This window comes from Sphingopyxis sp. FD7 (assembly GCF_003609835.1).
Classification (GTDB): Bacteria; Pseudomonadota; Alphaproteobacteria; order Sphingomonadales; family Sphingomonadaceae; genus Sphingopyxis.
In genome coordinates this window covers 844,984-856,363 of the sequence record NZ_AP017898.1, presented here as the reverse complement: position 1 = coordinate 856,363, position 11,380 = coordinate 844,984, and the positions used below count along the sequence as shown (strand labels likewise).

General features: G+C 62.2%; 8 protein-coding genes. All 8 read right to left on the bottom strand.

Going from position 1 to position 11,380, the window contains the following annotated elements:
• Nucleotides 1–314: 314 nt before the first annotated feature.
• The 8 genes from SPYCA_RS03980 to SPYCA_RS03945 all read right to left on the bottom strand — a co-directional run bounded on the left by SPYCA_RS03980 (nucleotide 315) and on the right by SPYCA_RS03945 (nucleotide 11,332).
• Nucleotides 315–1,568 (bottom strand): MFS transporter, encoded by a 1,254-nt coding sequence (locus SPYCA_RS03980; RefSeq protein ID WP_331852517.1) that lies wholly within the window; start codon nucleotides 1,566–1,568, stop codon nucleotides 315–317.
• The gene (locus SPYCA_RS03975) at nucleotides 1,516–2,571 is read right to left on the bottom strand and encodes a LacI family DNA-binding transcriptional regulator (RefSeq protein ID WP_120219026.1); all 1,056 of its coding nucleotides are present in this window, start codon (nucleotides 2,569–2,571) and stop codon (nucleotides 1,516–1,518) included. The genes SPYCA_RS03980 and SPYCA_RS03975 overlap by 53 nt, the downstream gene beginning before the upstream one ends.
• A gap of 3 nt (nucleotides 2,572–2,574) precedes the next feature.
• On the bottom strand, nucleotides 2,575–3,522 hold the full coding sequence (locus SPYCA_RS03970) for a glycoside hydrolase family 16 protein (RefSeq protein WP_120219025.1): 948 nt from the start codon (nucleotides 3,520–3,522) through the stop codon (nucleotides 2,575–2,577).
• The gene (locus tag SPYCA_RS03965) at nucleotides 3,519–5,021 is read right to left on the bottom strand and encodes a tryptophan halogenase family protein (RefSeq protein WP_120222136.1); all 1,503 of its coding nucleotides are present in this window, start codon (nucleotides 5,019–5,021) and stop codon (nucleotides 3,519–3,521) included. The genes SPYCA_RS03970 and SPYCA_RS03965 overlap by 4 nt, the downstream gene beginning before the upstream one ends.
• Nucleotides 5,022–5,026: 5 nt before the next feature.
• Complete coding sequence (locus SPYCA_RS03960) at nucleotides 5,027–6,052, bottom strand: cupin-like domain-containing protein (protein ID WP_120219024.1); 1,026 nt, start codon at nucleotides 6,050–6,052, stop codon at nucleotides 5,027–5,029.
• Nucleotides 6,045–6,761, bottom strand: coding sequence for a SapC family protein (locus SPYCA_RS03955; RefSeq protein ID WP_120219023.1), 717 nt, complete (start codon nucleotides 6,759–6,761; stop codon nucleotides 6,045–6,047). Before SPYCA_RS03955 ends, SPYCA_RS03960 begins: the two co-directional genes overlap by 8 nt.
• A 19-nt stretch (nucleotides 6,762–6,780) precedes the next feature.
• Complete coding sequence (locus SPYCA_RS03950; protein ID WP_120219022.1) at nucleotides 6,781–8,298, bottom strand: tryptophan halogenase family protein; 1,518 nt, start codon at nucleotides 8,296–8,298, stop codon at nucleotides 6,781–6,783.
• Nucleotides 8,299–8,407: 109 nt separating this feature from the next.
• Nucleotides 8,408–11,332, bottom strand: coding sequence for a TonB-dependent receptor (locus SPYCA_RS03945; RefSeq protein WP_232003510.1), 2,925 nt, complete (start codon nucleotides 11,330–11,332; stop codon nucleotides 8,408–8,410).
• Nucleotides 11,333–11,380 lie beyond the last annotated feature (48 nt).

Sequence of the window (11,380 nt, the reverse complement as noted above, 5' to 3'; positions counted from 1 at the left end):
TGAGCACCGGACGCGCGGAGGGCCGCCAGCGCTGTAGGTCGGATTAGACCCTGTTTCAGTGAGATTGAAGCGACGAGATCGTGCAGCGCGCTGTGCCGGGGAGGAGCGTTGCGCCGTGCGGGCCGGTGGGCCCGTGCAAGCGACGCGGCGCGCCCGGCCCGGCTCGCTGGACGACCGCCTGCGGCGGCGGGCCGATTTTGCCGCGAGGACGTCGTCGCTCGTCGGTCACGATGGAAAGCCATCGCTCCCTCCTCGCGCCTCGCCTCGCGGCAAAATCGGCTCCGTCTCGCGCTTCAATCTCACGGAAACAGGGTCTAGCTGCGCGCGGGATTGGGGCGCTGGATTGTGGTCAGGATCAACGTTGCAAGGACAGTGAGCGCCGCAAGCACCAGAAACAGCGCCTCGAAACCGAATCCAGGGACAACCAGGATCGTCAGTAGCGGCATGATCAGCGACGGAAGCGTGTTGGTCAGGTTGAAAAATCCGAGATCACGTCCACGGCGATCCGAACGCGGCAGAATCCGAAGCGTCTGACCAGCGTGCAAGGCCAGAAACACGGTGGTCGCGATGCCAAAGAGAAGATAGGCGAGCTTGGCGAGGTCGGCCGAGGAAGCGAGCGCCATGCCCAGCATCCCGACCGCCGAAATCGCGCTGCTGATCACAAGGGGAAAAAACGGGCGGTCTTTGCGATCGGACCAGCGGCCGCAGTAGAGCGCGATCGGTATTGCGATGGTGAGGGCAAGACTGAACAGGCGCGCCTTTTCGTTATCGCCCATCTCGGGGTCGATCGAACGAAACCAGAAGTAGAGATAGGCGAACAACGCCGCCTCGGAAATCTGGACGAGGAAGCGGGCGACCCACATCCGCACGGCCGGTCCCTTTGACGCCGTTCCGATCGGTTCATCGGAATCCGGCGGCGGTGCCCGCCTCAGCATTTCCAAACGTCGGGGGCGCGCAAAAACGGTCGCCGGGGTGACGGCGGCCACGACCAGCAACGCAAGCGCGAAAAGTCGCGATTCGAATGTTTCAAGCATGGGCAGGGTGACAAGCGCGCCCGACCAGGCCCCAAGCGCGGGCGCAAATGCCAGAAGACCGCCGAGGAGACCCTTTTGATCGTCGGGAACGAGGTCTCCGCCCCAGGCCGCAAGTGGGCCGAGAACCATGTTGAGCGCGAGCTGCCAGACAATGATGATCGACACGAGTGTCCACACATCTTCAGCCAGCGGGACGGCCAGGAGCAGCGCGACGGTCACCGCCAGTCCCGACAAAATCCACCCTCGCCGGCTGTTCGTGATGTCGCTGAGCCAGCCGAAGACGATACCGCCAATACTGGCCGCGACGGCGCCCGCAAAGGTCAGCAGGCCAAGCCATTGCACGTCGGCAGGCCCTGCCAGCGCGGCGATGCGCGACGGAAGCAGGATGGTGAGGAACGGGACATAGGCCATGGTTCCGCCGGCAACCGCCAGGGCATAAAGCAGCATGAAGGCGATCGACTGGTGCTGATGCGGCGCGGAATCATCCATGCGCAGGCGCAGAAGTCGATTCGCGTTCGACGAAGCCTCCGGCAACAATGACAGGTTGCGGCGGCAACTTTTCCCCCCGCTGCGCCTTGATGATCATTTCGACAGCGCGCGACACCGTTTCGGCGACCGGCTGGTCCACGGCGGTGAGCGTCGGCTGGGTGAAACGCACGATCGGCGTATTGTCGAAACTTACGAGCGAAAGCCGCGACGGAATACCGACCCCCAGTTCGCGCGCGACTTCGAGGGCGGCGAGCGCCATCTGGTCATTGCTGGCGATGATGGCGGACGGAGGATGAGAAGAACCAAGAAGCCGCCGCGTGGCGGCCGCGCCCGATTCGTAAGTGAAGTCCCCTTTTGCCACGAGCCCGGCAACCGGCAATCCCGCCGCCCGCATTTCGCTTTCCCACCCCTCGACGCGCCATTGGCTCAGCGGATATTCGCTTGAACCTGCAATGAAAGCGATGCGCCGATGGCCAAGATCAATCAGGTGGCGCGTCGCGCGGCGCGCCATGCTCTCGTCGTCCATTACCAAGGCGATGCCCGCCCCCTCGCCGCGCGATCCGATGCGCGCAAAGGGTATTCGTTGCCGCTCGAGCAATCGCACGATCAGCGGGTTGTCGGAGTGAGGAGGCGTCAAAATCACCCCGTCGGGCTGAAGTGCCGCGATGGTCGCGCGCAGTTCGCGTTCGACATGATCGCTATGCGTGTCGACAAGCTCGAAAATAAGCCGATAGCCATATTCGGCGCACTTGAGCATGCCGCCAAGCAGCATCTGATCCACCCAATCGGTGCCCTGTCGCGCCGTCCAGTCCGCGATCGTACGATCGCGATCGTTGATCGCCAGAATCAGGTAAGAGCGCGATCCGCTCATCCGACGGGCCGCAATCGACGGCACATAGCCAAGCTTGTCGATCGACGCCTGGACGCGAGCTTTCATTGCCGAACGCACATTGGGTTCATTGTTGATGACACGGCTGACCGTTTGCAGCGACACGCCGGCGTCGGCAGCCACATGCTTGATCGTCACCGCCTGACGGCGTCTAGCCATTTTCTATTCGCCCCTTTCAGCCGCTTGGCCGGTCGCGGAGCCAGTCGCTGTCCCGCTCATTTGCCAGACCCGAACCCAATCGACCTCCATGCGCTTGGGATAGCCGCCACGCTGGACGCCGCCAAGCCCGCGGGACTCCGCAAGCCGGCCGCCGATTGCAAGGTTGATGATGAGGTGAAACGGTCGGTTGAAGGGGGCTCCCGGCGCGTTCGATCCGCTCGTCCACCATTCGTCTGCGCGGCGCTCGGCAAATGTCCGCCCGTCCACTTGCCAGATCATCCGATCAGGATACCAGACGAGCGTATAGGTGTGGAACTCGCCATCCAGCACCGAGCGGAAGGCCATCTCCTCGCCCTTGTGCTTGTTGTTCGGCCACGCCCCGCCGAAATGCAGCGTGCCCAGGATCCTGTTCTCACGGCCGCCGGGACATTGTTCGCAGGCTACGCCAAGGTTTACCGCCTCGAGGATGTCGATCTCCCCCGACGCGGCCCAGCCCCCATAGCGGTCTTCGTCCGGGAGCATCCAGATCGCGGGCCATGTGCCCTGTCCCTGGGGCAGCCGTGCACGAACCTCGATCTTGCCATAGGTCCACGAAGCCTTGCCGCGCGTGGTGAGCCGCGCGGAACTATATTCGCGCGCAACTTCGGCTGGCGGGACCGGTGATCGCTCCCGCATGCGAGCAGGAAGGGCGGCGCCTTTTACCGCCTCCTCGCGCGCGGTGATAACAAGCTTGCCATATCTCAACTGCGCGTTGCGGAGGCTGTCGGTGTAACATTGTCGCTCGTCATTACCTCCGCCCCAGCAATCGACATCGAAACCCCACTTCGCCCGGTCGAGCGTTGCCCCATCGAACTCGTCCGACCAAATCAGGGTCCAATTATCCGCCGCCGACACCGCCGCGGGTGCGGGCGCGCTCTCCAGAACAAGTGCGACGACAACCGCGAGCGTCATGTTTCATGCCGCCCGCCGGCTGCGCAATACTGGGCGATATAGGCTTCATGCGCGGGCAGGCTTGCGACCGTTCGCTCGACGCCGTCGCGCAGCATCGACAAAAACGCGTCCAGTTCCTCGCGGCGCAGTTTCGCGGCGATCGGATGGTACCGCTGCGGAATGATGCCCTGGCCCATCATCACCTGCACCCAGCTGTTTTCGACGAAGAGTTCCTCGTTTCTGCGGAACACTCTCCCTGTTTCGCGAAACAGCTCGATTTTCTGTTCGAGGCTCGCCGGGATCGGCATCGCCGCGCACTGCCGCCAAAAGGGTGAATCGCGCCGCTCGGTCACCTTGTAATGGAGAATGAGAAAGTCGCGAATCTGCTCCATGTCGGCAAACTGCTGATCATTGAACTCGGCGATGTCGCGCTCGCTTACAGGCCCCGCAGGCAACATGCGGATAAGACGCAGGATGGCTCGTTGTATCAGGTGAATCGAGGTTGATTCGAGCGGCTCCATGAATCCGCCCGAAAGACCGATTGCCACGCAGTTTCGATACCACTGCCTGCGCCGCACTCCCGTGCGATAGTCGATGAAGTTGGGCGCGGTGATCACGTCGCCTTCCACGGAACCGAGCAACCGATCGAGCGCTTCCTCCCTGGCAAGATAGCGACTGCAATAAACGATCCCGTTCCCCTGGCGATGCTGCAACGGAATGCGCCATTGCCATCCGGCGTCATGCGCGATCGCGCGCGTGTAGGGCACGGGCGGGGCGACGCTTGCGGTCTGCACGGCAATTGCGGAATCGCAGGGAAGATAGTGGGTCCAGTCGTCGAACCCCGCATGCAGGGCTCCCTCGATCAGCAGCGCACGAAAACCGGTGCAATCGATGAAAAGATCGCCTTCGATCCGTCGCTCGCCGTCGAGCATCAGGGCGGCAATACTCCCGCTCGCACCGTCAATCTCGACCGCGGCGATCCGGCCTTCGATGCGCCTTGCGCCATCACCTTCCGCTCGCTTGCGCAAGAAGGCAGCGTAAAGCGATGAATCAAGTTGATAGGCATAATTCATGCGGTCATCGGGCAGATGCGCAAATTTGCCCTCAAGCGCGGCCTTCAGCTCCAGGCAGTAATCGTCATAGGTCCGGTCGTGCCCGCAGGTCAGGCCGTGGAGCCAGAAATGCTGGAACCCCGCCGACCAATGATCCTTGCCCGTCGTTCCGAACGAATGGAAATAGCTTTCGCCGATATCCTTCCAGTTTTCAAACCGAATCCCCAATTTGAATGTCGCCTGGGTCGCGCGCATGAATTCGGCTTCGTTGACCCCGATCAACCGATTGAACAGAAGAATCGGCGGGATCGTGCTTTCGCCAACGCCTATCGTCCCGATGGCGTCGGATTCGATCAGCGTCAGATCGATGGCCGCGCCCAGGGCGCTCGACAAGGCGGCCGCCGCCATCCAGCCGGCGGTCCCGCCGCCGGCAATGACGATCCTGAGCTTGGGGGCGCTGGCGACCATGCCGATCATCGCGACAGGCTTCGCAGAAGCCGCGCGCGGATTTGTCCGGCAGTTTCGGGAGTAAGCGGCGCGAGTATCCCGCGCGCTTCAACAGGCAGGTGATCGGTCACTTCGGCTCCGTTGGCGAAGACATAATGGTCGAACAAGGCCCGCCAGCGCGCCTTGTCGGCGGTCGACAGGTCGCGCAGGGCAAGGATCGCGTGGAGCAGCGCATCTTCCGGCTTTCCAAGATGGTTGGGAACGTCGCTCCACCAATAATTGACCAGCACATTCAGGGGCGCCAGACCCTCGACATGGTGCCACCACAGCGAGGGCACGAAAATGGCGTCTCCGGGCGCGAGGTCGGCGACCTGGGCGCGATCGAGCGCGTCGCGAAACCGGGGGTGCGCCGAAAAATCGGGGGCCCGGAAATCGACCATGCTGACAGGCCGGCCCGCCGGCGTGTTCTCGAGCGGGCCGAGATACAGATTCGAAAACTCCTCGGGCGGAAAGATGGTGAAGCGCCGCCGCCCCGCCGCGCAGATTGCCAGGTTATGCGGCACGTCATTGTGCGCCGCAATGCGCGTGGGTCCGCCGATCCAGATGCTTTCGATCGGAGCCCGATTCCCGAGCGGCAATCGGTTTTCCTCGCGCAACCCATCGAAATACCCTCCCATGTCGATCGACGAGAGATAGATGACCGGCGCATCGACCTTGCCGGCATTGGCAATAATTCCGTCCAGTATTTCGGCGAGCGGCCCCTGCGCCATACGGAAATTCATCCCCATCGCCGCATTGTAAAAAAGCCGGTCGCCACCGCCTGGTTCGCCGATATTGACGGGAAATCGGCGCGATCGGGCACGTTCCACCAGATAATCGCGCACTGCGGCGTTTCCGGCCCTGCCCGCCTCCACCAGCGGCCAGTGCGCCGCGAGACCACGCACGACGAAGGGCTCTTGCGCATTCGACAAACGCCCATCGAGCGCGTCGGGCGCCACGGCCCTCTCGACGACATGCGGGAGTTCGTCGAGGATGGCAGCGCGCTCAGCCATCATGTTTCGCGGCGCGGCGGCGCGCAAGCTTGCCAAGGTTTCCCAGGGAGGCGAGCGCCATGAACAGCGGCAGCAAATGTCCGGCCGCATGAAGCTCGCTCATCGCTCCAGGCTCAAGGGCACGCAATTTGGTCTCGTTGATGAGATGATAACCCACCAGCCGGTGTTCGCCGCCGCCCTCGCGCGGCACGTCAAGCGCGAAGGGTTCGAGCAGATCGTAACGGTCGAGCGCAGCGAAAAACTCGCCGCTCTTTCGGTGTCCCTCATCGAGTTCGGCGAGCATGGATATGATTTGTTCAAGATAGGGCGTCGGGCGACCTGCCTCGTCGAACACGCGAACGCCGTCAACGCCGCTGGCGATGCGCGGATGGTCAAGATCGACATGTACCTGAGCCGACGAACTGCCGTCACGCGAACGACCGATGAGAAAGGGTTGTATGGCAAGTGCCATGGGCTTGGCCGATGCGGACCAGGAGTTGCCGTCGAGGAACAGATTCTCGCCCTTCTCAAACCCCATCAGGGCAAGCGCCGAAAAGCTGCGACTTTCCTGGTCGTAATGGAACAATATCGGATAGTCTGTGGCCAACCGGCGAAACTCGTTGGGGACCGCCAGGCATGCCATGACCTTGTCGCCGAACTCTGCACCCGGACCCATATGGACGCGTAGCTCGGCATGATCGGCCGGATCGAGGATTTGATGGTTGCTCATTGACGGCAGATCTTTCTGGCTAGGCGGCGCGCGCTCGCAGCGCGGCAAAATAGGCCGCATTCTCGGGCAGCGCGGCCGCCAGCGCGCGTGCGCGTTCGGATATGTCGGCCAGTCGGGCGGCGACGTGCGATCGAGGTCGACACGGCGACACCGTTTCGCCAGGGCGCATACCGTACAAGATATACTGCTGGCTCGCGGCCGGGAAGACTTCGTCCATCTGGGGAAAATCCCATGCTGACGGAGGCTGGTCACGCCAAAGCGCGAGTTGCTCCGCGAGCCGGGGGGGAATCGTCGCGGGAGCGCGATGGGCTTTCCAATAGGGGTCGTCGCGCTGGCTGAGCACATAATGGAGCTTGAGGAAATCGACGATGCGTTCCCAGCGATAGTGGAACAGCGCGTTGAAGCGCCGCGCATGAATATCCATAGCGGCACGACCGGCGGGAAAATTGTCGGCAAGCGCGCGCAGCGAAAGCTCGATCATTACGATCGCCGAGGCCTCAAGCGGTTCGATGAAACCGGCAGAAAGCCCGACAGCCACGCAATTCTTGTGCCACAGACGCGCGCGATACCCCGTCCGGAACGCCAAGGCGCGCGGTGTCAGGTCACGAGCGTGGACCTCCGGCATGTTCGCGGCGATATAATCGCGCAGCGTGGCGTCAGCCTCCCCGTCCGACATGAAACGCGCCGCATAGACGCAGCCGATCCCGCGCCGCGTCGGCAGCGCGATGTCCCAGATCCAGCCGGCCCGGTGGGCTGTCCCGATGGTCTGCGATGCGATAGCGCTTCCCGCCTGGGTCGGCACCTGCACGGCAAGGGCGCGGTCGTTGAAAGAAACGTCGGCGCGATCAATCCATTCGACGCCGTAATGCCCGCCGATAAGAAGTGCCGCCTGTCCGCTGCAATCGACGAACAGATCGCCCTCGATCGACCTGCCGTCACGCAACCCAAGTGCCGCAATATCGCCATCGCTACCGCCGATAATTCCGGCAACTTCGGCAGCGATATGTGTCACGCCGAGCCGTTCGGTGGCATGGCGCGCGAGAAGCCGGGCAAATTTCCCGGCGTCAAGATGATAGGCGTAGTTTACCGTTCCCGCATAGTCCGGCATCGCAGGGTGGCGCGGAGCAAGGTTGCGTTCGCAGATCGCGGCCTGCGGCGTCATTGCAGCGGCAAAGGAGGTGGCGTCTTCATCCGCTCGCCAGGCCGCCAACAAGTCGCGCATGTCATGCGGCGGCGGAGCGGAAAAAGGATGAAGATAGCGATCATCCGGCGCGCCGTTCACCCACCCGACGAACAGCGATCCCTGCTTGAACGACGCATCGCACTCGCGCAGGAACTCGCTTTCCTCGATGCCGATCGTCGCCAGGGTTTCGCGCATCGTCGGCCAGGTGCCTTCCCCGACGCCAATCGGGGCGATGTTGGGCGCTTCGATCAACATGATCGACAGATCGGGACGGCGCGCCGCCAGGACGCATGCCGAGAGCCAGCCTGCGGTTCCCCCTCCGACGATCACCACATTGTGAATCGATCTGTCCATCGCTCGATCAGATATCCGACATTGGTTGCGAAACAAAACAGATGGGCCGCACTGCGGAAGCAATGCGGCCCATCGTCGTCAGCGCGGTTTGCGGGTCACGCCTGCTCCGTCAGAAGGTGAACCGTATGCCTGCCGAATAGCGGGCATAGCCAGGCGCCGCGAAGAAAATCGCGCGATCGTTGCGGCGCACGCCGGTCCGGTCGGCCTTGGTGATATTGATGCCTTCGACAAATGCCGTAAGCCCCTTCTTGAACTCGTAACTCAGGCTGGCGTCGAACTGGCCGTAGGACTTGATGTAATAGGGATCCTGATCCTTGCCCGCCAGGAACCGGTCCCGCCAGTTATAGGCGATGCGCGCCTGCAAGCCGTTTTTGTCGTAATATAGCACTGCGTTGGCGCTGTCGCTCGCGCCGGGCACAGCGAATTGCGTCGTCGTCCACGGCAATGTGTTATCGAATGCCGTATCGCTGTTGACCACGGTATAGTTCAGGATCGCACCGAAGCCGGTGTCCCAGAAATTATGCTGGATCGCGAACTCCCACCCCCAAAGCCGCGCCTGTTGATCGCTGTTCGATGGCTGGGTGAAGGTGAAGATGACATTCGGATCGCCCGCGCGTCCCGCTATGCCGCCCGCCGTGCCGACGCCGGCCACATAGTCGGCGGGCCGGTTGGCCTGCACCCAGGCGACGATCTGGTCAAAACTGGCGTTTGACCCGAGCGCCTGGCGCGCTGCTGCCGCCGCCGCACCTTGCGAGGGATCGGGCAGGTCGAACAGGGGCGTCTGGGTGGTGTCGTTGGCGATGAAATTGCTGACCTTCTTGTTGAAGAAGCCCACCGACACATAGCTCGCGCGATCATAATACCATTCGGCCGACAGATCGACGTTCTTGGACTTGTAGGGAAGCAGCGCCGGATTACCCGCGCTCGCCTGGCTGCCGCCGGCCCCCACGCGCAACGGTTGCGCGAGCGTGATGCCGCCTTGCATGCTGGCATAGTCGGGGCGGGTGATCGTGTGGCTGTATGATGCGCGCAGCTTCACATTTTCAAAGGGCGACAGATCGAAATCGATCGCCGGAAGCCAGTTCTCATATTCGCCTTTCAGCGTCGTGAAATCGGTGCCGGGCGTTTTGACCAGACTGATTTCATTTTGCGCCACCCAGACGGTGCCCGTCGGGATCTCGGCAAGCGCCCTCGATGTAACCTTGGTCTTCTCGTAGCGAAGCCCGAGGCGAAGATTCGCCCTGGCATCGCCCAGATCGAAGCTGTGAAAGGATTGGATCCAGGGCGTGACCGACTTCTCGACGATGCGCCGGTCGGTGGAATAGGGCGCCAGACACGTATCGCCCGGCGCGGCGTCACATATACCGAGCCTGTCGTCGAGGAGCGAAATCAGCCCCGCCGTGTCGATCAGAAAATAGGTAGGGATGACTGCCGGATCGCTCGATCCATTCATGCCGGCAAGGTCGGGGGCAAGGGCACGCGGAACAAAAAGCGAATCCGGCGTGTCCGCCGCAGACAGGGTTCCGCCCCAGGTGTCGTTCTGGATCACCCCGAATGCGGTACGCACATCATTCTCGATGTAGCTCGCGCCAAAATCGAGACTTTCGATAAATGATGCGTCAAAATCGAACCCGCCACGCAAGCTGACCTGATCGATCGTATCCTTCATATAGGCATTGCGGAAGGCGTTGCCCGCCGGACGGATATTCTCCGCCGCAATCTCGGAACCAGGATGCATCGTGACGGACATGACCGGCATGTCCGAGGTGAAGTCCACTCGCTGACTGGCGACGCCAAAGATTGCGGTGCCAACGGCAATTCCGCTGCCATAAGGCGAGGTCGGCTTCGATTCGGCCGTGGAATGGTGACCATCGAGCTCGAGGCGGAGTCCCCACGGCCCTTCCCACTTGATGTTGCCGCCGAACGAATGGTTGATATTGCGGTTCGAGCCGACCGCGCCGGTGATCGCCAGATCCTTACCTTCGGCTGCGGCGAAATTCTCCGCGTAGAAATTGGCCCCGGCGGCAGGGCCGTTGGTCCAGCTGCTCGACGTGTCATTGTGATTGAACCACACGCCGATGCTGCTTTGCCGGCTGTCGAACGTGTTTTGAGCAAAAATATAGTCGAGCGATACGTCGAGCCTGTCCGTCGGCCTGAACTGCAACACCGCCTGTCCGTTGATCCGTTCGCGTTGAAAATCGTAAAAATCATAGGCCGCATTCTGCGGAACCTGGTAAATGTCGGTGGGTCCCGGACGGTTTTCGATATTGGCGAACCGCGGATCTCCGGGCTGCGCAAGCGTACCCCAGTTATTCTCGGCGCCCGTATAGCCCGGCCGCCAATTGCCCACCGTAAACTGCGCCTGCCCGCCATTGCGCTTCTGATACGAACCGGCGAGCAGGATTCCGATGCGGTCATCGGCGAAGGTCTTGCTGACGATGCCCGAGATTTCGGGCGTGACGTCCGTTCCATAAAGTTGCGACGTGTCGTAAACGCCCTTGACACCGATGCTGCCCCTGAGACCGGGGCGATCCAACGGTCGCGGCAGCTTGATGTTGATGACCGAGCCGATACCGCCAGTGGGAAGCGACGCGCGGCCCGACTTGTAAACCTCGACCCCCGCGACGCCCTCGGCGGCGAGGTTGCCAAAATCAAAGCTGCGCGACGACGGCGCCGAAAAGCCGTCGCCCAAGGTCGAAGTCGGCATCTGTCGGCCGTTCACCACGACAAGATTGAATTCGGGACCGAAGCCGCGGACGGTGACGGTCGACCCTTCCCCGCTCGCCCGGTCGATCGACACGCCCGTGATGCGTTGCAGGGATTCGGCCAGATTGGTGTCGGGGAACTTGCCGATGTCTTCGGCGGAAATGGCATCGACAATGCCTTGCGCGTCGCGCTTGATGTCCTGTGCCTGCTCAAGGCTCGCGCGGATGCCGGTGACGACGATCGCGTCATCCTCATTCTGCGCGGTGACGCTTTCCTGGGCGAGGACCGGTTGAGATGCGATGCCGATCGCAAGCAACGAAGCGCCCATTGTCAAGCGATCGAAACTGACCTTCCGCGAATCATTCATCGGCAATTC

What these genes read in the sequence shown, in the direction of transcription:
- SPYCA_RS03975 (WP_120219026.1), bottom strand. Translation starts at nt 2,571, where the DNA reads ATGGCTAGACGCCGTCAGGCGGTGACGATCAAGCATGTGGCTGCCGAC.
- SPYCA_RS03955 (WP_120219023.1), bottom strand. Translation starts at nt 6,761, where the DNA reads ATGAGCAACCATCAAATCCTCGATCCGGCCGATCATGCCGAGCTACGC.
- SPYCA_RS03960 (WP_120219024.1), bottom strand. Translation starts at nt 6,052, where the DNA reads ATGGCTGAGCGCGCTGCCATCCTCGACGAACTCCCGCATGTCGTCGAG.
- SPYCA_RS03965 (WP_120222136.1), bottom strand. Translation starts at nt 5,021, where the DNA reads ATGGTCGCCAGCGCCCCCAAGCTCAGGATCGTCATTGCCGGCGGCGGG.
- SPYCA_RS03950 (WP_120219022.1), bottom strand. Translation starts at nt 8,298, where the DNA reads ATGGACAGATCGATTCACAATGTGGTGATCGTCGGAGGGGGAACCGCA.
- SPYCA_RS03970 (WP_120219025.1), bottom strand. Translation starts at nt 3,522, where the DNA reads ATGACGCTCGCGGTTGTCGTCGCACTTGTTCTGGAGAGCGCGCCCGCA.
- SPYCA_RS03945 (WP_232003510.1), bottom strand. Translation starts at nt 11,332, where the DNA reads ATGGGCGCTTCGTTGCTTGCGATCGGCATCGCATCTCAACCGGTCCTC.